This window comes from Rhodovibrio salinarum DSM 9154 (assembly GCF_000515255.1).
Classification (GTDB): Bacteria; Pseudomonadota; Alphaproteobacteria; order Kiloniellales; family Rhodovibrionaceae; genus Rhodovibrio; species Rhodovibrio salinarum.
Genome location: NZ_KI911559.1, coordinates 291,132 through 311,680, shown reverse-complemented (window position 1 = coordinate 311,680; position 20,549 = coordinate 291,132). Strand labels below are relative to the sequence as shown.

The following is a 20,549-nucleotide window of genomic DNA, read 5'->3' as shown; positions in this document are numbered from 1 at the left end:
GTTGGCGATGTCTTGAAGGTGGACCTGCCCGTGAACGACGCCAGCCACGCCGATCCCGATATTCCCAGCCAGCAGGAACTGGCCGGCCAGGTGGTGGAACTGGGCGTTGACCGGCCGCTAAGGCTCGATAGTGGGACCGATCTGGGGCCGTTCAAGATCGCCTATCGCACCTACGGTCGGCTGAACGCGGACCGGTCGAACGCGATCCTGGTCTGCCATGCCCTGACCGGCGACCAGCATCCGGCCGATCCGCCGCACACCGACCGGCCGGGCTGGTGGCAGCGCATGCTCGGCCCCGGCAAGGTGCTCGATACGAACCGGTATTTCGTGATTTGCGCCAATGTGCTGGGCGGCTGCATGGGCTCCGAGGGGCCGAAGGAGATCAACCCCGAGACGGGCGCGCCGTGGGGCCTCGACTTTCCGGTGATCACGATCGCCGACATGGTCCGGGCGCAGACCATGCTGCTGGACTATCTCGGCATCGAAAAGCTGTTCTGTGTGATCGGCGGATCGATGGGCGCGATGCAGGCGCTGCAGTTCGGCGTGTCGTATCCCGAGCGCACCTTCGCCTGCGTGCCGATCGCGGGCGCCGCGCGGCACAGCGCACAAAACATCGGGTTTCACGAGGTTGGCCGGCAGGCGATCATGGCCGATCCGGACTGGTGCGACGGCGCCTATCTCAGCCATCGCACCAAGCCGCGTCGCGGGCTCGCGGTGGCGCGCATGGCCGCGCACATCACCTATCTGTCGGAAGAGGCGCTGCACCGCAAGTTCGGCCGGCGCCTGCAGGACCGCAAGTCGGTCACCTACGGCTTCGACGCCGACTTCCAGGTGGAAAGCTACCTGCGCCATCAGGGGTCGGCGTTCGTCGACCGGTTCGACGCCAACTCCTACCTCTACATCACCCGCGCCATGGACTACTTCGATCTGGCGGCGGAGCACGGCGGCCTGCTTGCGCGGGCGTTCAAGGACACGCCGGTGCGCTACTGCGTGATCTCGTTCACCAGCGACTGGCTGTTCCCGACCCCGGAGAGCCGGCAGATCGTCCACGGCCTGAATGCGGCGGCGGCCGACGTCTCGTTCTGCGAGATCGAGACCGACAAGGGGCACGACGCCTTTCTGCTGGACGAGCCGGAGTTCTTCGCCGTGCTCAACGGCTTCCTGGAAGGCTGCGCGTCGTTGCGAGGGCTGAAGATTTGACCGCCATGGACCATCCAAGCGCCGTCGAGGCGGCCGAAGTTCCCGGCCAGCGTCTGCACGTCCGCCCCGACTTCGCGCTGATCGGCGAGATGGTCGAGCCGGGTAGCCGGGTGCTCGACGTCGGCTGCGAGACCGGCGCGTTGCTTGACTATTTGATCGCCGACCGCAATGTGATCGGCCGCGGGATCGAGCTGTCGCAGGCCGGCGTGAACGAAAGCGTGCGCCGCGGCCTGTCGGTGGTGCAGGGGGACGCCGACACCGATCTGCAGGACTATCCCTCCAAGGCGTTCGACTACGTCATCCTGAGCCAGACGCTGCAGGCCACCTACCACCCGCGCGAGGTGCTCTCGAACCTGGTGCGGATCGGCCGGCGGGCGATTGTCTCCTTCCCGAATTTCGGCCACTGGCGGGTGCGTCTGAAGCTGCTGTGGCAAGGCACTATGCCGGTGTCGGAGGCGCTGCCGGGCGCCTGGTACGAGACGCCCAACATTCACCTGTGCACGATCCGCGACTTCCTCAGCCTATCCGAGGAACTCGGCATCACGGTCGAGCGCGCGCTCGCGCTCGACGAGCACGGCTCCGACAAGGGAATCGCGAAGCCCACCCGCGCCAACCTGCGCGCCGAGCACGCGCTGTTTCTGCTCAGGGCGGACGAGAGCCCGATTTAACGGGGCTGGCGAAGTTCCTGAACCGGCCAAGAGCGACGGCGCTCACCGCCCGAAGGTCATGCCCGGTGCCTGCAGGCGTTCCGGCGGCCCCAGCCAGGCGTAGGCGAGCAGACAGGGCGCGCGGTCGCCGACCGTGATCCGGTGCGCCTGGCCCGGCTGGTTGAAGATCAAGGAACCGGGGGCGTAGACGGCGGCGTCGTTTTCCGACCAGGCGCCGGCGAGCGAGACGTAGCTCTCCTCGATCTGCTTATGGCTGTGCTGGGGATAGGTCGTTCCCGGTGCCAGCAGCACCAGGCCCAGGATGATCCGCTCCGCCTGCACCGGGCCTTTCGGTCCGGCGATTTCGCAATAGGCGTAGCGCTTTGTGAGAGGGCGCGGCACCCGCTCATAGCCCCATTCCCAGGTGAAATAACCGGACAGGCGGCGCAGCGTCGCCGCCATGGTGTTGAGCGGTCCGGTCGCCGCCAGGTCGAATGCCCGACCCAGATGTGCGGTCACCGGTTTTTCCTCCGCCTGCCGGCCCAGGATCGGCGGATCGGCTTGAACGAGCCGGTTGATTTCCTCGCGCACCCGCCGGCGGTGGCTGCGGATCGCGTTGCTGCCGCCGGAAGAGCCGGTGCCGAACGTCGCGTGATACTCGCGCAGCAGGTACAGCCAGTCGGGTTGTTCGCTCAGGATGTCCATGACCGAGAGCCTAGCCGTCAGGGAGGGGGCGGCGCTAGCCCGCGACCTCCTGCCGGGCGGCCTTGGCGACGCGGGCCTCGCGGTGAGTGATGTAGATCGCCGCCCCGGCGATTACCGCCGCGCCGAGCAGCGTCCAGAGCGCGGGCACTTCCCCGAACGCGACGAACGCGATCAAGGCGACGAACGGCAGCTGCATGTAGTGGAAGGGGATCACCGCCGAGGCGTCGGCCTTGGCGTAGGCGCGGGTCAGCAGCAGGTGCGAGATAGTGGCAAGCCCGCCGACCAGCGCCATCAGCCCCAGCACCTCCCAGCTGGGCCAAACCCAGACGAAGGCCGCGGGGATCAGACTGAGCGGGGTCAGCAGCAGGTTCATGTAGAACACCATGGCGTTCGGGTTCTCGGTATTCGACAGCGACTTGATCAGCAGCGCGGCGGTCGCCATGAACATCGCCGCCAGGATCGGCAACGCCATTGCCGCGCTGAACTCCTGGACCCCTGGACGCACGATCACCAGCACCCCCAGAAAGCCCAAAACGGTGGCCGTCCAGCGCCGGGCGCGCACCGTCTCCCCCAGCACCAGCGCGGCACCCACTGTGGCGAACAGCGGCACGGTGTAGTTCAGCGACACCGCCTGGGCGAGCGGCAGCAGGCTGACCGAATAGAACCAGCAGGTCATCGCCGTCAGCCCGATCACCGAGCGCAGCGCGTGCATACCCAGCCGCTGCGTCGTCAGCCCCGCCCGACCGACCCGGACCAGCCAGGGCAGCATGAACGCCAGCGCGAAGACGTTGCGGAAGAAGACGATCTGCGCCGGCGCCAACTCCAGGGAACCGGCACGGATCAGCGCGTTCATGCAGGAAAATCCGAACGCTGCCGCCGTCATCAACAATGCGCCCTGAACCGGCAACGGGATCCGGCCTGCCGACGCGGCGAGTCGGCGGGAGCGCGAAATCTGCTTGCTGGGCTCTGGCAACGCGGGCGGCATGACCACTGAAGGCTAGCCGGAGAGGAAACCTCGCTGCAAAGGCGAACGCGCAGGGCCGTTATGCGTGCCCGCTCGGGCACGCGAATCCATGGGGTTGTGCACGCGTTTTGCGATGTGTCCGTGCCCGGCACACCGGGAGGCCGATACAAGTGAGCGGATACCTCATGATTTTGTTTGCAGCGCGGCAGAACGACATATCACGGCTTGTGACATGGTGCTGGAACGGATAGCGTTTGGCGCACTTTACGGCCCTTCGTGGGCCTAACGGGCAGTAAGACCCGAGTCACCGCGTGAGACGCCGTGGTGCGAATCCGCGTTGGATAAATCCATCGCCGAACATGTCCCGCTTGTTGCTTGTGTTTTGGCGGGACACACACAGGGAGGTTTACGTCTCGATGCCGATTTCCAAGCTCAAGACGGCTGTCGGCGCGCTCGCGCTCGCCGGCACCATGGCCGGCGCGGCTGCCGCGCCAGCCCAGGCGGACGACATCCGCTGGAAGATGCCGATCGCCTTTTCGTCCAACCTGCCGGGCCTAGGATCGCCCTCGCAGTACGTTGCCGAGCAACTGAATGCGGCCAGCGGCGGCAGCGTGCAGGTGCGGGTCTACGAGCCGGGCAAGCTGGTCCCAGCGTTCGACATCCTGGAGGCGGTGTCCGATGGCAAGGTCGCGGCCGGCTACACCTGGATCGGCTACGACCAGGGTAAGGTTCCGGCTGTGCCGCTGTTTGCGGCCGTGCCGTTCGGCCTGAAGCCCTGGGCGTTCGCCGGCTGGTACTACTACGGCCCGGGCCACGAGATGCTGCAGGAGGTCTACGCCAACAAGGGCTTCAACGTGCACGCCCAGTTGTGTGGCATCATCGGCCCGGAGACCGCCGGCTGGTATTCCAAGCCGGTGAAAAGCCTGGACGACTACAAGGGCATGAAGATCCGCTTCGCCGGGCTGGGCGGCAAGGTGCTGGAGAAGCTGGGCGCCTCGGTCACGATGATGCCTGGTGGCGAGCTTTTCCAGGCGCTGCAGACCGGCACGATCGACGCCACCGAGTTCTCGATGCCGGCGATCGACCAGATCCTGGGCTTCAACAAGGTGGTGAAATACAACCTCTTCCCAGGCTGGCACCAGCCGTTCACCGCGCAGTACATGCTGATCAACCAGGAGGAGTGGGACGCCACCACCGATCAGCAGAAGGCCCTGATCGAGACCACCTGTACCGCGGCTACGATGCGCGGCCTTGCCGAGGGTGAATACAAGAACGGCAAGGTCCTGCAAGGATTCCGCGAGAAGGGTGTGAACGCCGACCAAATTCCGCGTAGTGTCCTGCGTGAGCTGCAGCAGGTCACCCGCGAGGTGCTTGAGGAAGAGGCCGCGGACGACGAGGATTTCGCGCGCGTCTACGAGAGCCAACGCAAGTTCCAGGAGACCTACCAGGTCTGGGACAAGCGCGCTTACCTGCCGGCGGACCTGGGCGACGAGGACTCCGAGTAACCGGCTGACGGCCGTGCCCTCCTCGGCACGGCGGACGTGACGTCTGGCGTCGCCGGCACCTGTGCACTCGTGTGCCGGGTGTTGGCGACGTCGTCACGTTTTTTTAGGCCCGTCCCGACCGCGTAGCCGGGAATACGCGTTGCGCGCGACGCGTCGGGCGTGAGACTCCCTGACCGACCCGCCGCCGCGCCTTCGGCGCAAGCCCAGCGCCGAGAGGTCCTCAGCCTCGATAGCTGGGCCTTGGAGGCGGTGTGCATATGGGCCCACTCGAAACTTCGGACGCGACCATGGTCGACAAAAGCCCCCGTCCTGACCCGAACGTGCAGCAGCATTCCGTGGTGGAATCCGATTACGTCCATCACACCGAACTTCCGACCACGCGTCCGTCGCTGGCGGTGGACAAGGCGGTGCGCGGGATCGGCTTTGCCTTTTCCTTCCTGTGGCTGGGGGTGCTCGGCGTGATTCTGGTCGCCGTGATCGGCCGCTACGCCTTCGGCTCCGGGTCGGTGATGGCGGAGGAGATCGAATGGCACCTGGCCGGCGCGGCCTGGCTGGTCGGGCTGTCCTACACCCTGGTTTCCGACGACCATGTGCGCGTAGACGTGCTGCACGAACGCCTGAGCGTGAAGAAGCAGGCCTGGATCGAGCTATTTGGCCTGCTGTTCCTGCTGCTGCCGTTCGCGGCGATCGGCCTCTACCTCGGCTGGCCTTACTTCTATTCCTCCTGGATGCAGGGCGAGGTTAGTCAGGCGCCGGCGGGCCTCCCCTACCGCTGGGCGATCAAGGTTTTCCTCCCGCTCAGCTTCGCGCTTCTGATCGTGGCTGTGCTGTCGCGTCTCATGAAGTGCACGGCGCTCCTGTTCGGTTGGCCCAAGCCGGCCGGACCGGACCCGATCGTGCGCGCCACCAACGTCGGAGCTCTTGAGCGCGACGATCAGACCGGCTAGCCCCGGTCGCTGCGGCTCCCGCCCCGCAATTCGCCCAACCTGCCGGCACGAAACACGCGCATAACGGACGCAAAGACACCGTGGGCCTGGAAGAAATCTTCGTCATCGGCATGTTCGCCACCTTCGGCGCCCTGCTGTTCACCGGCTTTCCGGTGGCCTGGGTGCTGGGCGGGACGGCGGTGATCTGGACCGTCGTCGGCATTACGGCGGTGGAGCAGTTCGGCGCCGATCTGTGGTTCGACTGGGGCAGCTCGATCGGGCTGTTGCCGGAGCGGCTGTGGTCGCTGGTCGAGAACATCACCCTGGTCGCGCTGCCGATGTTCATCTTCATGGGCATCATGCTCGACAAGTCGGGCGTGGCCGAGAAGCTGATGAACAACATGGTGAAGCTGTTCGGCGCGGTGCGCGGCGGCTATGCCATCACGGTGATCGTGCTGGGCGTGCTCCTGGCCGCCACCACCGGCATCATCGGCGCCAGCGTGGTACTGCTCGGCATGCTGTCGATCCCGGTGATGCTGAAGAACGGCTACTCCAAGTCGCTCGCGGTCGGGACCAGCTGCGCCACCGGCACGCTCGGCATCCTGATCCCGCCGTCGATCATGCTGGTGCTGATGGCCGATCGTCTGGCCCGGCCGGAGGCGAGCGTCGGCGATCTGTTCCTGGGCGCTTTCTTCCCGGGCCTGCTGTTGGGCGCGATGTACATCGTCTACGTGCTGGCGCTCGGTATCTTCCGTCCTAAGGCGGTGCCGCTGCCGGCGGATCTGCCGAAGATCACGCCCCGGGTGATCTGGGACGTGTTGGTTGCGGTCGTGCCGACCGCTGGGCTGATCCTGGCGGTGCTGGGATCGATCTTCGCCGGTTTGGCGACCCCAACCGAAGCGTCGGGCGTCGGTGCGGTCGGCGCGACGCTGCTGGCCGCGGCCAACCGGCGCCTGACCTGGCAGGTCCTGAAGGACAGTATCGCGCAGACGACGCGCACCACCTCGTTCATCTTCGCGATCTTCCTGGGCGCGACCGCCTTCGCGGTGGTGTTGCGCGGCCTGGGCGGCGACCGGGTGATCGAGGAGGCCCTGCTGGGCCTGCCGTTCCCGCCGGAAGGCATATTGCTCACGATCCTGTTCGTGGTCTTCCTGCTCGGGTTCTTCCTCGACTGGGTGGAGATCACGCTGATCATCCTGCCGCTGGTGGCGCCGGTGATCCTCGACCTGGGCTTCGACCTGGTGTGGTTCACCATCATGTTCGCGGTCTGTTTGCAGACCTCGTTCCTCACCCCACCGGTCGGCTTCGCCATCTTCTACGTCAAAGGCGTCTGTCCACCCGAGATCAGCGTTGTGGACATCTACAAAGGGGTGCTGCCCTACATTCTGCTGCAGTTGACGGGCCTGGCCGTCGTGTTCTTCTTCCCGGAGATCGTGACCTGGCTGCCCAGTGTCGGCTTCCAGTAGGCCGGCACCGTCTTAACGACCCCGCATCTGAAGGAGAGAGCCCGCATGTCCGCCCAGAAGCCCGAAATGCTCTGGCAGCCGTCGCAGGAGCGGATCGCCAGCACCCGCCTGTCCGGCTTCATGGACCATCTGAAGCGTCAGTATGGCGTGGAGGTGCGGGACTACCCCGCGCTGTGGGACTGGTCGCGTGCCAGCCGCGAGAACGTGGAGACCTTCTGGTCGGCGCTCTGGGACTTCTGCGGTGTGGTCGCCGAGACGCGCGGCGACCGGGTGACGGCCGACTTCGAGAAGATGCCGGGGGCGGCTTTCTTCCCGGACGCCAAGCTGAATTTCGCCGAGAACCTGCTGCAACAGCAGGGCCGCGGCGATGCGATCGTGTTTTGGGGCGAGGACAAGGTGAAGACCCGCCTCAGCCACGACGCGCTTTACCAGCGCGTCTCCAAGGTGGCGCAGGGGCTGAAGGAGCAGGGCGTGGAGCCCGGCGACCGCGTTGCCGCCTATCTGCCCAACATGCCGGAGACGATGATCGTCATGCTGGCCACGGCCAGCCTGGGGGCGATCTTCTCCTCCTGCTCGCCGGACTTTGGACCGCAGGGCGTGCTCGACCGCTTCGGCCAGATCGAGCCGAAGGTGCTGTTCGCGGTCGATGCCTATTACTACAATGGTAAGGTCCGCCCTTCCGCGCCCACCGTCGCGGAGGTGGTCAAGCAGCTTCCCAGCGTGCAGAAGACCCTGCTGGTGCATTACGCTGGCGACGGCGATCCCAGCGGCATCGATAACGCCGAGCGAATGGATGCCTGGGAAGAGCGCTTCCCGGGCGGCCCGATCGACTTCGTGCAGATGCCATTCAACAGCCCGCTCTACATCCTGTTCTCGTCGGGCACGACCGGGCAGCCGAAGTGCATCGTCCACGGCGCCGGCGGCACGCTGCTGCAGCACCTGAAGGAGCATCAGCTACAGACCGACGTGCGCCCGGGTGATCGGACCTTCTACTTCACCACCTGCGGCTGGATGATGTGGAACTGGCTGGTTTCGGCGCTGGCCAGTCGGGCGACCGTGCTGCTGTACGATGGCTCGCCGTTCGCCCCGGACTGGCGCATCCTCTTCCGGATGGCGCAGGAGGAGGGCATGACCCAGTTCGGCACCAGCGCGAAGTTCATCGACGCGCTGGGCAACGGCGGCGCGATGCCGGGTCAGGAATTCGATCTCTCCAGCGTCCGGACGCTGATGTCGACCGGGTCGCCGCTGCTCGCGGAGGGCTTCGACGTCGTTTACAACAACATCAAGTCGGACATTTGCCTGTCCTCGATCGCCGGCGGCACCGACATCGTCGGCTGCTTCGTCGCCGGCAATCCGATCGGCCCGGTCTACCGCGGCGAGATCCAGGCGCGCTGTCTGGCGCTGGACGTCGACGTCTACGACGAGAACGGGCAATCCGTGCGCGACCAGAAGGGCGAGCTGGTCTGCCGCAAGCCGTTCCCGTCGATGCCGGTCAAGTTCTGGAACGATCCCGACGGCACGCGTTTCTTCAACGCCTACTTCGCCACCTACGAGAATACCTGGCACCACGGCGACTTCGCCGAGATCAGCAGTGTGACCGGTGGGGTGGTGATCTACGGCCGCTCGGACGCCACGCTGAACCCCGGTGGGGTGCGGATCGGCACCGCCGAGATTTACCGCCAGGTCGAGAAGCTGCCGGAGGTCGCGGAATCCATCGTGATCGGGCAGAACGTCGGCGACGACCAGCGGGTGGTGCTGTTCGTCCACCTGAACGAGGGGTACCAACTGACCGAGGATCTGGTCACGCGGATCAAGCAGCAGATCAAGTCCGGCGCCAGCCCGCGCCACGTTCCGGCCAAAGTGCTCGAGGTCCCGGAAATCCCGCGCACCCGCTCGGGCAAAATCGTCGAGCTTGCCGTCCGCGACGTGGTCCACGGCAACGTGGTGAAGAACAAGGAAGCGCTGGCCAACCCCGAGGCGCTCAAGCACTTCGAGGGGCGCGACGAGCTGCGGGACTAGCGCATCGTACCGTCGCACCGACCGTTGCGACCATGGCACACTGTCGCGGTGGCGCGGAGAAGCGGAGGCCCAGCATGCGGAGCATCCTGATTGTGAGTGTGGCGGCGCTGTTGGCCGCGCCGCTGCAACCCACGCTGGCGGGCGATGTGCGCCCACCGAAGGGGGCTGCGGTGCGTGGCGGCAGCACGGGCGGCGGCCTGACCTTGCCCAGTACGGGCGAGGTCTCCGGCCCGGACATGCGCACCACGATGGACGAGAAGCGCCGGCAGAACCGCGGCGAGACGGTCAGTCAGGACAAGGTCAAGGCGCTACGCGAGCTGGCGATCGAGGAATTCGGCCAGAGCTCCAGCTCCACGGACGACCGCCGCAACTGAGCCGTCGGCGCGTCTACCAGCCCCGGACAGATGGGCGTGGGTGGGACCGGTATATCAAAGCCATTTCAGCAGGTCCCTGAAGCGCCGCTGCAATCGCATCGCCGTATTTCCGCACTGCGGCCAGGGGTCGCAGGCGGATTCTCTGGCGGTGCGTGCGTAAATGCGTATACCTGAGCGTGCTACTCGGACTTTTACGCACAGGAGCTTCCCATGCCGTTGCACGTCATCCCCTGGCTGATTGGAGCGTTCATGCTGACGCCGTTTCTGATCTGGCTGCCGATGGCGCTGTTCATGTTCCCAGGGGCCTGGAACGGCTTCGATAAGGTGGTTGGGACCAGCGCGCTGATCGCAACCGTGCCGCTGGTCGCCTGGTTCTACATCCGCGGGATCGCCAGCTTCGCCAATTCGATGGCTGGCGAGCATGCCGACGGGCATGTGGTGCACCGCCTGCCCCGCGTGATCCTGCGGACGCTGCCCGGGGCCACGGGCGTCCTGGCGCTGCTCGCCGCTGCCTATCTCGCCGACACTGGCGCGCCGTTCTGGACGGTCACGGTGCCGCTCGCGGTGGGGGCTCTGGTCGCCGCAGCGATCGTTGGCGGCGAACGCGCCGCCAGCCGGCTCGGCGCGGCCTAACCAGTCGCTTGGGTGGCGCAACCCTGTAACGGGTGCGCATCGAACCAGCTAATCTTGTGGTCGGTGTTGCGCGCAGGTAGTAACCGAAATTGCAGGCGTCGGTCGGGCCGCACCCCAAAGACCGACGTTGGGCGGCGCAGGTCGTGCGGGGCACTGTAAGCCACTATGGGCACGAAGGGCCGCGGTAGCTCGGCGATCCGTTCCTTTTTCTGCGCATAAAAAAGGGCTCCCGTTCTGGGAGCCCCTTTGTGTATCCAGCCGTATGGCGGGACGCGTTACTCTGCGGCCTCGCGGTAGGCCTCGATCGGTGGGCAGGTGCACACCAGGTGCCGGTCGCCGTAGGCGTTGTCGACGCGGCTGACCGGTGCCCAGTATTTGTCGTGCAGCAGGTGCTCGGCCGGGTAGGCCGCGTCCTGGCGCGAATAGGCGTGCGCCCAGCTGTCGGCGGTGACCTGCGCCAGGGTGTGCGGGGCGTTGACCAGCGGGTTGTCGGCCTGAGGCCAAGTCCCTTTTTCGACTTCCCGCGCCTCCCGGGCGATCGTCAGGAGCGCCTCGCAGAAGCGGTCGATCTCCGCCTTGCTCTCGCTTTCGGTCGGCTCGACCATCAGTGCGCCGGCGACCGGCCAGGACATGGTCGGCGCGTGGTAGCCGAAATCGATCAATCGCTTGGCCACGTCGTCGACCGAGATGCCGCATTCGTCGCGCAGCACCCGGGTGTCGACGATGCACTCGTGCGCGACCCGCCCGTTCTCGCCGCGGTAGAGGATCGGATAGCCCTCGCTGAGGCGGTGGGCCAGGTAGTTGGCGTTCAGGATCGCCGTTTCGGTCGCCCGGGTCAGGCCCTCCGCGCCCATCATCGCGGTGTACATCCAGGAGATCGGCAGGATCCCGGCGGAACCGAGCGGGGTGGCGCAGATCGGGCCGATCGCCTGGTCCCCGCCGCATTCGGAATCCAGCGGGTGGCCTGGCAGGAAGGGCGTCAGGTGTTCCGCCACGCCAACCGGGCCGACGCCGGGGCCGCCGCCGCCGTGGGGGATGCAGAAGGTCTTGTGCAGGTTCATGTGCGCGACGTCGGCGCCGAACCGGCCCGGGTTCGCCACGCCCAGCAGCGCGTTCAGGTTGGCGCCGTCCATATAGACCTGCCCGCCGGCGTCGTGGACGCGCGCGCAGATGTCCTTGATCGCGGATTCGAACACGCCGTGGGTCGAGGGATAGGTGACCATCAGCCCCGCGAGCTTGTCGCGGTGCTTGTCGATCTTCGCCTTCAGGTCCTCGACGTCGACGTTGCCGTGGTCGTCGCAGTCGACCAGCTGCACCTGATACCCCGCCATCTTGGCGCTGGCAGGGTTGGTGCCGTGCGCGCTGGTCGGGATCAGGACGACCGAGCGGTGCCCCTCACCGCGCGATTCGTGATAGGCGCGGATCAAGAGCAGGCCGGCGTACTCGCCCTGCGCGCCGGAGTTCGGCTGTAGAGTAACCGCATGGAAGCCGGTCATCTTCGCCAGCTTGTCGGCCAGGTCATCGGCCATCTTGTGATAGCCGACCGCCTGGTCCTTGGGCGCGAAGGGGTGGATCTGCGCGAACTCCGGCCACGACACTGGCTGCATCTCGGCGGCCGCGTTCAGTTTCATGGTGCAGGAGCCGAGCGGGATCATCGAGCGGTCGAGTGCGATGTCCTTCGACTGCAGCCGGCGCAGATAGCGCAGCATTTCCGTCTCGGTATGGACGGCGTTGAAGTTCGCGTGGTCGAGGTAGTCGATGCCGCGCGCGAGCGCCGCCGGCAGACCGTCGACCGCCTTGCCGTCCATCTTGGCTGCCTGCATGCCGATTTCGGCCTCGCCGGCGAACGCCTGCAGCAGCGCGTCCACTGTCTCCGGCGTGCAGGTTTCGTCCAGCGCGATGCCGATTCGCCCGCCGTCCAGGACGCGTAGATTGATCTCGTGATCGTCCAGCGCGCGCTTGACGATGGTCTGGGCTTGGTCGCCGGCCTCGACCGTGAGGGTGTCGAAGAACTGCGTGTTGACCCGCGTGAAGCCCAATTCCTGCAAGCCGGCGGCCAGGATGCCGGTCAGGCGGTGCACCCGCTCGGCGATCGTCCACAGCCCGTTGGGCCCGTGCCAGCAGGCGTACAGCCCGGCCATGTTGGCGAGCAGTACCTGCGCGGTGCAGATGTTCGAGGTCGCCTTGTCGCGCCGGATGTGCTGTTCGCGCGTCTGCAGGGCCATCCGCAGGGCCGGGGTGCCGTCGGTGTCGACGCTGACGCCGATGATCCGGCCCGGGACGTTGCGCTTGTACTTGTCGTGGGTGGCGAAGAAGGCCGCGTGCGGCCCGCCGTAGCCGAGCGGCACGCCGAAGCGCTGGCTGTTGCCCAGCACGACGTCCGCCCCCCACGTGCCGGGCGCCTGCAGGCGGCACAGCGCCAGGAGGTCCGTCGCCACCGCGACCAGCGTCCCCTCGCCGTGCAACGTCTCGACCAGTTTGCGGTGGTCCGGCACCTCGCCGGTCGTGTCCGGGTACTGCACCAGCACGCCGAACGCCTCCTGGCCGGGGAAGTTCGCCGGCGTCTCGACGACCAGTTCCAGGCCCAGCGGTTCGGCGCGGGTGCGCATCACCGCGATCGTCTGGGGGTGGGCGTTGGCGTCGACCAGGAAGCGCTTCGACTTCGACTTGGAGACGCGCTGCATCATCGACATGGCTTCGGCCGCCGCCGTCGCCTCGTCGAGCAGGGAGGCGTTGGCGAGCTCCATACCGGTCAGGTCGATCACCATCTGCTGAAAGTTCAGCAGCGCTTCCAGACGGCCCTGGCTGATCTCCGGCTGGTAGGGCGTGTAGGCAGTGTACCAGCCGGGGTTTTCCAGCACGTTGCGCTGGATCACCGGCGGGGTGATCGTATTGTGGAAGCCAAGGCCGATCAGGGACTTCGCCTGCCGGTTCTGGTCGGCCAGCGCGCGCAGCGCGTCGAGCGCCTGCTGCTCGCCCATTGGCGCGCCCAGCGGCATCCGCTCGGTCTCGCGGATGGTGCTGGGGACGGCTTGGTCGACCAGGTCTTGCAGCGATTCGACGCCGAGGGCCTTCAGCATCGCTTGCTGTTCGTCCGCATCGGGCCCGATGTGCCGGCCGATGAAATCGTCGCTCTGAGCCAGCTCGCTCAGCGACGGCTTACGGTCGCTTTGACGCTGTTTGGCCATGGTGAAGGGTCTCCCTTGGTCTCGGCTCGGCCTATTACTGCCCAGGCGGGCGGATCGCGGCCTGATCAGCTCTCGCCGCAGTGGTCCTTGTAGGCTGCCTCGTCCATCAGAGCCTGGACCTCGCTCGGGTCGGCGACCTTCATCTTGAAGAACCAGCCACCGCCCATCGGGTCGCTGTTCACGGTCGCCGGCTCGTCGCTGAGCGTTTCGTTGGCTTCCAGAATTTCGCCTGCCACCGGGGCATAGATCTCGCTCGCCGCCTTCACCGATTCGACGACGCCGACTTCGTCGCCTTGCGACACTTCCGTTCCAGTGTTCGGCAGTTCGACGAACACGATGTCTCCCAACTGCTCCTGGGCATGGCTGGTGATGCCGACCGTCGCCGTGCCGTCATCCTCCATCCGGATCCATTCGTGATCCGAGGTATAGCGTATCTCGCTCATCGCCTAAGTCTCCCTGATATCTCGTCGCTATTGTTGGGCGTTGTGTGATTTTAAACGCGCACCCACGTGAAAAAGTTGCCGGTCGCGGGGTGCGTCGGTCGTCGTGGCTCAGCCCTGGCTCGCGCGCACCTTCGGCCCGGCGAGGGGGAACTTCACCACCCGGCAGCGGCGCGGCTTGCCGCGAACCATCGCATCGAGTTCAGTGCCGGGCTTTGCGTGATCGGCCGTGACATAGCCCATCGCCACCGGTCCGCCGACGCTGGGGCCGAAGCCTCCGCTGGTGACCGTTCCGACCGCCGCGCCGCCGTCGGGCAGATGCAGTTCCGCGCCCTCGCGCACCGGCGCCCGGCCTTCGGGCAGCAGGCCAACGCGTTTGCGCGGCGCGCCGTTTTCCAGGTGCTGGCGGATCGTCTCGCCGCCCGGGAAGTCGCAGCTCTCCCGCCGGCGCTTGGCGATCGTCCAGGTCAGGCTGGCCTCGACCGGGGTGGTCTCCTCGGTCAGGTCGTGGCCGTAGAGGCACAGGCCCGCTTCCAGGCGCAGCGAATCGCGCGCGCCCAGGCCGACCGGCGCGACCTCCGGCTGGTCCAGCAGCTTGCGGAAAAGGGTTTCGGCCTGATCTGCGGGGACGGAAATCTCGAAGCCGTCCTCGCCGGTGTAGCCGGAACGGCTGACCAGGACGTCGATGCCGGCGATCGCGCCCTGCATCATGGTCATCGGCGCGAGTTCGGCCACCGCTGGGCCCAGTCGGTCCATCACCGCAGCGGCTGCCGGGCCCTGCAGTGCGATCAGCGCGCGGTCCGGCAGCCGCTCGAGCTTGGCCGCCTCGCCCAGCGTCTGTTCGATCAGCTCGAAGTCGACCTGCTTGCGCGCGGCATTGACCACCAGGAACAGGCGGTCTTGCAGATGGTCTTCCACGGGACGCGCAGCCATGAAATCGTCGACGATGCCGCCTTGGTCGTTCAGCAGCATGGTGTAGCGCAGCTTGCCCGGCTCCAGTCCCTGGATATCCCCGGGGACGAGACGCTCCAAGGCCGCGTCGGCGCTGCCGCTGCCATCGACCAGCCACGCCTGACCCATGTGGGAGATATCGAATAGCCCTGCTTGGGTGCGGGTGTGCTGGTGCTCCGCGACGATGCCGTCGGGGTACTGCACCGGCATCGAATAGCCGGCGAATTCGACCATCTTCGCGCCCAGGTCCTGATGGACGTGGGTCAGCGGCGTGGTCTTGGTATCGCTCCCGCTGGCGCTATCGGCGGGACTGCGGGGAAAAATCGGTACAGGAGCCCCGGTGGTCGAAGGATCGGCCATAAACGTCTCTCCGGCTCAGACGGTTCAGTTTCAGGCGGCGGCTGCGGCGGTCGTGTGTGATCCCCAACCCGGGCCTTGAGGCCGCCCGTGCCGGTCGATCCGCCGCCATGCCCCCTCTGTCGTCTGACCTGAGAGATTCACCGCAACGCCGGGTCGCGTCATGCGAACGCCGGCGGAATATCCGCGGTTTACTCCTTCGGTGCGGTGCGCGAGAGCGGGCAGGAGCCCGCGCGCTCGCTCTCCAGAGTGCCCGTCGCCTTACGGTCCTTCTGCCTGAGAGTTTCCGGGGCGGTTGCTCCTTCGGCGCCGGATCGTTTCCACCGACGTATGTGTCGGTGGGCTGCAGGCTGACCCGATCTCTCCCGCAAGGCGAATATGGGCTATGGCTCCAAGCTTGTGTCCGCGAAAAGGGTAACCCAACCCCCCGGCATGTCAACCGACCCCTGCCGGTTTCCCGTTAAATACCGTCGCAAATAGACAATTACAGTTGCCGCTGCGCCCGGAAATGCAGCGCAAAGCGTGCATCCCATGACCAGTCAAGGCCGCGCGGTACAAGTTGCGATTTGGCGGCTACCAGCGGCGTACCGGACCGACGTCCACGTGGACGAAGCCGGATTCCGGGTAATAGCCAACCCCGCCGCGGCGCAGCGACAGGGCGGCGTCGCGCACCTCGGCCGTGGTCCGGTTGGGGACGACGATGTCGATCGCCATGCCCCGGGTGTGATAGCTGCGCTTGGCCACACCGCTGGTCGAGGCGCGCAGCATCGCGTTGGTCTTGGGCGAGCGGTAACCGGAGATGATCTGGTAGGGGGCGTCACTGCCAAGGCGCCGGCGCAGATCGTCGAGCAGCACGTAAAGCCGCCGGTCGATGCGGATCACTTCTTCCGTGCGCCAGTCGCGCAGGATGTAGTCGAGCTGGCTCAGTCCCTCAGGGTCCAGCCGCCCGCGGGTCAGGTAAGGCGCGACCAGCTGTTCGCCGGTGTGCAGGTTCTCGAACGCCAGCTGTCGCATCGCATGCGGCGGCCGGATAAATGCGGCGGCCGGTGAACTTACCGTCGCCAGCGCGGCGCCAGCCCCCAGGCCGGCCAACAGGCCGCGGCGGCAAATTCCGGAAGACGGCGTGTCCGCTTTTGTATCGGTCGCTGTGCTCACGTAGCGATGTCCTTCGACCCCTGCCGAGAAAACGCGACTCGCAGCCATGCACGCACATCTGCGAATCGTAGGTGCCAGCGTCGCTCTGTCAGGGTGGCCAAATGGTTAACGATTGCAAGATTTTTTATGTGAAATAGCTTGCGGCCGTCGTGCCTGCTTTATGGGACTGGCCGATCGGCAAGCGCCTGGCTCAGGCTGCGGTTGCGGTCGTAGATGTCGGGGCGGAAGTGCACCGTGCCGCCCTCGCCGACCCAGACGGTCGAGTAGGTCAGGTGCACCGGCACGGGCTCGCTCAGCCGAACCGAGGTGGTCTTACCGTGGGCGAGTAGACGATCGATGAGCGTGCGCTTCCAGACCGGCGGCGGGCTGTACGCGTCATATTTGGAGACTTCCGGCAGGCCAAGGGCGGGGCGTAACCTGTCTGCGACCGGGGTGCCGTCCAGCAGCGCGTCCGCCAGCTCGAACGGCTTGGCGACCCGGATGCAGCCGGAGGAGAAGGCACGGCTTGCCCGGTTGAACAGGCTCTTGGCCGGGCTGTCGTGCAGGTAGATGTGGTGGGTGTTGGGGAACATGAACTTGATCTGCCCCAACGGGTTTCGCGGACCTGGCGCCTGAACGATTTTGTAGGGAAAGTGTTTCGGGGTGACCTGCGACCAGTCGATAGCCTTCGGGTCGAGCGGCTCGGCGTTTGCCGACCAGCCAGCGTAGAGCGTCATCTCGTGCGCGGCCAGATAGCCGGGATCCTTGCGCAGTTCGGGCAGGACATCCTGGCGCAGGATGGTCGGCGGTAGGGTCCAGTCCGGGTTGAACTCCAGGTAGGTGATCTCGTCCGAGAACACCGGCGTCTTGCGGTAGGGCTTGCCGACGACCGCGCGCATCGACAGCCGCACACTTCCGGACTCGATCAGTTCGACTTCCTGTGCCGCCAGGTTCACCAGCACATAGCGCTGGCCGAGATCGTCCGGCATCCAGCGCCAGCGTTCCATGTTCACCTCGATCTGGGCGATCCGGCTGGCGACCGGCAGGTTCATGGCGGCCAACGTCTTCGGTCCGACGATACCGTCCGCCTCCAGGCCATGGCGTTCCTGGAACCGTTGGACCGCCTGGGTCAGTTGGACATCGAAGCGGTCCGGTGTGTCGCTTGCGATCGTCAGATCCTGGGAGGCGGCGAGGCGCGCGCGGATACGTGCGACCCGCGCGCTGGTCATGCCTTGCTCCAACGTCCGTCCGGTCTCGATCTGCGGCCAACCGCCGGCCGTTTGAATTTCCCGGTAATCCGCCAGGGTGCGACGCAAGCGGTGGTAAGCCGGGTTGGCTGGAGCAAGCGAATCGAAGACGTCTGCCGGATGGTCGCTTTCCGCCAGGGCGCGCAGCAGGCTCTCGCTCTCCAGAGGGGCTTCCGGGGTGGGGGCGTTCGGATTGATCGTCCCCGGGCGAACCCGACCGGTCGCGAGGTCCCGGGCGTAATGCAGGAACTGCGCGCTCAACCGCAGTTCGAGCATGGCCCGTGTCTGCGTATCGCCATTTGCGGAGAGATCCGCGCGCAAATCCGCTGGCCGGTAATCGGCCGGACGCAGACCTTCGCTGGCGGCGGCGTCCAGCCGATCGATCAGGAGCCGCGCGCGCGGGTTGCCGGGAGTGAGCCACAACGGTTCGAAGTCGCGCGCGGCGTAGAAATCCCGCAAGGCCGCCGGGTTGATGCCGCGCGGCAGGTCGGGGGCGCCGGTCTCGAACTGGCGCTCCAGCGCCGTGGGGGCGAGCACATTTGGGGGCGTCTGATCCGCCGTGGCTGATACCGCGGGCGCAAGCGCGACAACCAGGACCGTCAGGCCTACACGCAATGAACACATTCTTTCTAAAGACTTCCTGCCCAGATTTCGGGTAGACAGCATGATGCAGCGATCTGCGATCTCCAGCGTAACAGCCTCGGCACGCCTTGAAATGAACGGTTTCGGTTTTTCGCAACGGATCATCTTTGACCCGGTCCGCCTTCTGGGCGCGGTGCTCACCGCCCTAGCTCTGCTCACCGCGCCACTTTCGCCGGCCCTGGCGGCCGAGAAGGAGGCCGGCGCGCAGCCGCAGGTGCCCGACATCATCGGCGGGATGCAGACGACAACCGCCCATTTCGAGACGACGCTGGCCGACCTCGCCTATCTGCACAACCTCGGCTACATCGAACTCGTTGCGGCCAACCAGGACGTTGACCCCTGGCTGCCTGGCAAGGGGACGCGGATCACCCTGCCCACGCGCCACATTCTCCCCAACGTCGCGAAGAAGGGGATCGTCATCAACCTTGCGGAGCCGCGGCTGTATTACTTCCCCGCGGATCAGCCGGGCACGGTGAAGACCTTCCCGATCGGGATCGGACGCGAGGGGCTGGATACGCCGACGGGCCAGACACGGGTCGCGAGCAAGCGCCGGAACCCGGCCTGGCGGCCGACCCAGGAGGCGCGCAAGTCCGATCCCAGTCTGCCTACGGTGGTCCGGGCCGGACCCGAGAACCCGCTCGGCGCCTACGCCCTCGACCTTGGCTGGCCGCTGTATCTGATCCACGGGACCAACAACGTCTGGGGCATCGGCCGGCGGGTCAGCCGGGGATGCATCCGCATGTACCCGAACGATATCCAGGCGCTGTACAATACCGTGCCCGACGGAACTCCCGTGCAGGTGGTCGAGCAGCCGCTCAAGTTCGCCTGGGACGGCGACACCTTCTACTTGGAAGCGCACACCACCGCGAAGCAGGCGGGACAGCTGGAGAAGACCGGCAGCTTCGAACCGGACCCAGATCTGGATCTCAAGCAGCGCGTCCAGGACGCACTCGGCGGGCGGGCCGCCCAGCTGGATTGGGACAAGATCCGCCAAGCGGTCAACCAGCGCCGCGGCGTCCCCGTCGCGATCGGCCAGGCAGCCGAAAGCTAAAAGCCCTACTCCTGCGCGACCAGGAACTGGTTGCCGAACCAGCGCCAGCGCCGGTCGGGACCCATCTGGGTGCAGTTGATGCGCACCCGCCCTTTCGGGAACGCTTTTGTGAAGCGCACCTCGACCCGCTGGCCGCCCAGGCGCTGGACGTCGAGCTTGCCGCGGCCGCTGGCATAGCAGTTCAGCCCGTTGATCGACGAGATGGCCGGGTCCACCGTGAAGCCGTACATCGGCGGGTTCTCGTCCGGATCGAGCAAGTTGTCGTCCGGAACGACATCCTGCACCGGCAGCGGCAGTGCGTTGATGGCCGTGCGGAAGCGGTCCATGCCGCCATATCTCTCGTTCAAGGCGAAGCGCGGCAGGCCAAAGCGTTCGCTGCTCCGCGCGATGGCGCCCGATTGCTGTCCGAAGGCGGCGATGAAGCCAACTTCGCGCGCGGCCTGCTGCACGGGGTTGGAATACTCGCCGTAGGGATAGGCGAGTAGCTCGGGCGCCCGGCCCAGCTCGGCCTTGAAGCGCGCTTGCGAGGTCTCGAGCTCCTCCCGTACCTGCTGGGGCGAGAGCAAGGGCAAGTGCGGGTGCGTGGCGGTCTGGCTGCCGATCGTCGCCAACTCCATCTGCGCCAGGTCGCGCAGCTGGTCCCAGGTCATGTATTCCTTGCCGCCGACCGGGTCGGTCGCGACGAACAGGGTGAACGGCAGGCCGGCCGTGCGCAGACGCGGCACCGCCTCCTCCCAGACCGAGCGATAGGCGTCGTCGATCGTGATCGCGACCGTATAGGGCGGAAGCGGCCGTTCCTGGCGGAGAGCCGCCACGACGTCGGGCAGCGGCAGGACGTTGTACTTGTCCTTCTTCAGTTCGGCGATGTGTCGCTCGAACTGCTCCAGCTTGATGTTGGTGCTCGGGTATCGGCCGTCGCCGAAACGGTGGTACATGATAACGGATGCACCGTTGTCGACCGCGGGCGCTGAGGCTGTGGTGCCGCCCTGCGATTGCGCGCGGGCGACGCCGGGCGCGAGGGCGAGGAGTGCGGCGGCGGCCAGCACGGCACTGGGGTGGAACAGGCGGATCAGCGAAACCACGGTTCTTTCGACGCTCCT

At 66.4% G+C, this 20,549-nt stretch carries 17 protein-coding genes and 2 riboswitches; of the genes, 9 read left to right on the top strand and 8 right to left on the bottom strand.

What is annotated here, in order from left to right; all coding sequences use genetic code 11:
* Window positions 1-30 precede the first annotated feature (30 nt).
* Window positions 31-1,200, top strand: coding sequence for a homoserine O-acetyltransferase MetX (gene metX / locus RHOSA_RS0101425; protein ID WP_051432391.1), 1,170 nt, complete (start codon window positions 31-33; stop codon window positions 1,198-1,200).
* 5 nt (window positions 1,201-1,205) lie between these two features.
* Window positions 1,206-1,868 carry a methionine biosynthesis protein MetW gene (gene metW / locus RHOSA_RS0101420; protein WP_051431686.1) on the top strand — a complete coding sequence of 221 codons (663 nt, stop codon included), beginning with the start codon at window positions 1,206-1,208 and terminating at the stop codon, window positions 1,866-1,868.
* Between the two features lie 42 nt (window positions 1,869-1,910).
* Here metW and RHOSA_RS0101415 read toward each other — a convergent pair whose 3' ends face one another.
* Both RHOSA_RS0101415 and RHOSA_RS0101410 read right to left on the bottom strand, forming a co-directional pair.
* Entirely contained in the window at window positions 1,911-2,552 is a 642-nt protein-coding gene (locus RHOSA_RS0101415) for a dimethylsulfonioproprionate lyase family protein (protein ID WP_037255488.1), read from the bottom strand.
* Between the two features lie 34 nt (window positions 2,553-2,586).
* A complete protein-coding gene (locus tag RHOSA_RS0101410; protein WP_037256824.1) occupies window positions 2,587-3,435 on the bottom strand; it encodes a DMT family transporter in 849 nt (282 codons plus the stop codon).
* Window positions 3,436-3,932: 497 nt separating this feature from the next.
* Here RHOSA_RS0101410 and RHOSA_RS0101405 point away from each other — a divergent pair, with 497 nt between their 5' ends.
* From RHOSA_RS0101405 to RHOSA_RS0101380, 6 genes are all read left to right on the top strand, one after another.
* Window positions 3,933-5,021 (top strand): TRAP transporter substrate-binding protein, encoded by a 1,089-nt coding sequence (locus RHOSA_RS0101405; RefSeq protein ID WP_027287279.1) that lies wholly within the window; start codon window positions 3,933-3,935, stop codon window positions 5,019-5,021.
* A gap of 287 nt (window positions 5,022-5,308) precedes the next feature.
* Entirely contained in the window at window positions 5,309-5,968 is a 660-nt protein-coding gene (locus RHOSA_RS19680; protein WP_081728886.1) for a TRAP transporter small permease subunit, read from the top strand.
* 80 nt (window positions 5,969-6,048) lie between these two features.
* Entirely contained in the window at window positions 6,049-7,413 is a 1,365-nt protein-coding gene (locus RHOSA_RS0101395; RefSeq protein ID WP_027287278.1) for a TRAP transporter large permease, read from the top strand.
* A 45-nt stretch (window positions 7,414-7,458) separates the two neighbouring features.
* Window positions 7,459-9,432: an acetoacetate--CoA ligase gene (locus RHOSA_RS0101390; protein ID WP_027287277.1), complete on the top strand. Its 1,974-nt coding sequence runs from the start codon at window positions 7,459-7,461 to the stop codon at window positions 9,430-9,432.
* 74 nt (window positions 9,433-9,506) lie between these two features.
* Window positions 9,507-9,806, top strand: coding sequence for a hypothetical protein (locus RHOSA_RS0101385; protein ID WP_027287276.1), 300 nt, complete (start codon window positions 9,507-9,509; stop codon window positions 9,804-9,806).
* Between the two features lie 210 nt (window positions 9,807-10,016).
* A complete protein-coding gene (locus RHOSA_RS0101380; protein ID WP_027287275.1) occupies window positions 10,017-10,439 on the top strand; it encodes a hypothetical protein in 423 nt (140 codons plus the stop codon).
* Between the two features lie 275 nt (window positions 10,440-10,714).
* On the opposite strand, the gene gcvP is transcribed toward RHOSA_RS0101380, so the two are convergent.
* From gcvP to RHOSA_RS19670, 5 genes are all read right to left on the bottom strand, one after another.
* The gene (gcvP, locus tag RHOSA_RS0101375; RefSeq protein ID WP_037255483.1) at window positions 10,715-13,627 is read right to left on the bottom strand and encodes an aminomethyl-transferring glycine dehydrogenase; all 2,913 of its coding nucleotides are present in this window, start codon (window positions 13,625-13,627) and stop codon (window positions 10,715-10,717) included.
* Between the two features lie 65 nt (window positions 13,628-13,692).
* Window positions 13,693-14,070, bottom strand: a complete 378-nt coding sequence (gene gcvH / locus RHOSA_RS0101370; RefSeq protein ID WP_027287273.1) for a glycine cleavage system protein GcvH — start codon at window positions 14,068-14,070, stop codon at window positions 13,693-13,695.
* Between the two features lie 108 nt (window positions 14,071-14,178).
* A complete protein-coding gene (gcvT, locus tag RHOSA_RS19675) occupies window positions 14,179-15,378 on the bottom strand; it encodes a glycine cleavage system aminomethyltransferase GcvT (RefSeq protein ID WP_081728364.1) in 1,200 nt (399 codons plus the stop codon).
* 112 nt (window positions 15,379-15,490) lie between these two features.
* Window positions 15,491-15,627: riboswitch (glycine riboswitch) on the bottom strand.
* A gap of 2 nt (window positions 15,628-15,629) precedes the next feature.
* Window positions 15,630-15,753: riboswitch (glycine riboswitch) on the bottom strand.
* Window positions 15,754-15,948: 195 nt separating this feature from the next.
* Window positions 15,949-16,578: a peptidoglycan L,D-endopeptidase MepK gene (gene mepK, locus RHOSA_RS0101360; RefSeq protein ID WP_081728363.1), complete on the bottom strand. Its 630-nt coding sequence runs from the start codon at window positions 16,576-16,578 to the stop codon at window positions 15,949-15,951.
* Window positions 16,579-16,688: 110 nt separating this feature from the next.
* The gene (locus RHOSA_RS19670; protein ID WP_169816581.1) at window positions 16,689-18,293 is read right to left on the bottom strand and encodes a L,D-transpeptidase family protein; all 1,605 of its coding nucleotides are present in this window, start codon (window positions 18,291-18,293) and stop codon (window positions 16,689-16,691) included.
* A gap of 127 nt (window positions 18,294-18,420) precedes the next feature.
* Between RHOSA_RS19670 and RHOSA_RS19665 the strand changes: the two genes are divergently transcribed.
* Window positions 18,421-19,449, top strand: coding sequence for a L,D-transpeptidase family protein (locus RHOSA_RS19665; protein WP_081728885.1), 1,029 nt, complete (start codon window positions 18,421-18,423; stop codon window positions 19,447-19,449).
* 5 nt (window positions 19,450-19,454) lie between these two features.
* On the opposite strand, the gene RHOSA_RS0101345 is transcribed toward RHOSA_RS19665, so the two are convergent.
* On the bottom strand, window positions 19,455-20,531 hold the full coding sequence (locus tag RHOSA_RS0101345) for a polysaccharide deacetylase family protein (protein WP_051431682.1): 1,077 nt from the start codon (window positions 20,529-20,531) through the stop codon (window positions 19,455-19,457).
* Window positions 20,532-20,549 lie beyond the last annotated feature (18 nt).

Excerpts from the sequence above, each read along its gene's own strand:
- RHOSA_RS0101380 (WP_027287275.1), top strand. The coding sequence starts at position 10,017 with ATGCCGTTGCACGTCATCCCCTGGCTGATTGGAGCGTTCATGCTGACG.
- gcvT (WP_081728364.1), bottom strand. The coding sequence starts at position 15,378 with ATGGCCGATCCTTCGACCACCGGGGCTCCTGTACCGATTTTTCCCCGC.
- RHOSA_RS0101410 (WP_037256824.1), bottom strand. The coding sequence starts at position 3,435 with ATGACGGCGGCAGCGTTCGGATTTTCCTGCATGAACGCGCTGATCCGT.
- RHOSA_RS0101405 (WP_027287279.1), top strand. The coding sequence starts at position 3,933 with ATGCCGATTTCCAAGCTCAAGACGGCTGTCGGCGCGCTCGCGCTCGCC.
- gcvH (WP_027287273.1), bottom strand. The coding sequence starts at position 14,070 with ATGAGCGAGATACGCTATACCTCGGATCACGAATGGATCCGGATGGAG.
- RHOSA_RS0101415 (WP_037255488.1), bottom strand. The coding sequence starts at position 2,552 with ATGGACATCCTGAGCGAACAACCCGACTGGCTGTACCTGCTGCGCGAG.
- RHOSA_RS0101385 (WP_027287276.1), top strand. The coding sequence starts at position 9,507 with ATGCGGAGCATCCTGATTGTGAGTGTGGCGGCGCTGTTGGCCGCGCCG.
- gcvP (WP_037255483.1), bottom strand. The coding sequence starts at position 13,627 with ATGGCCAAACAGCGTCAAAGCGACCGTAAGCCGTCGCTGAGCGAGCTG.
- RHOSA_RS0101390 (WP_027287277.1), top strand. The coding sequence starts at position 7,459 with ATGTCCGCCCAGAAGCCCGAAATGCTCTGGCAGCCGTCGCAGGAGCGG.
- RHOSA_RS19665 (WP_081728885.1), top strand. The coding sequence starts at position 18,421 with ATGATGCAGCGATCTGCGATCTCCAGCGTAACAGCCTCGGCACGCCTT.
- RHOSA_RS19680 (WP_081728886.1), top strand. The coding sequence starts at position 5,309 with ATGGTCGACAAAAGCCCCCGTCCTGACCCGAACGTGCAGCAGCATTCC.
- metW (WP_051431686.1), top strand. The coding sequence starts at position 1,206 with ATGGACCATCCAAGCGCCGTCGAGGCGGCCGAAGTTCCCGGCCAGCGT.
- mepK (WP_081728363.1), bottom strand. The coding sequence starts at position 16,578 with ATGGCTGCGAGTCGCGTTTTCTCGGCAGGGGTCGAAGGACATCGCTAC.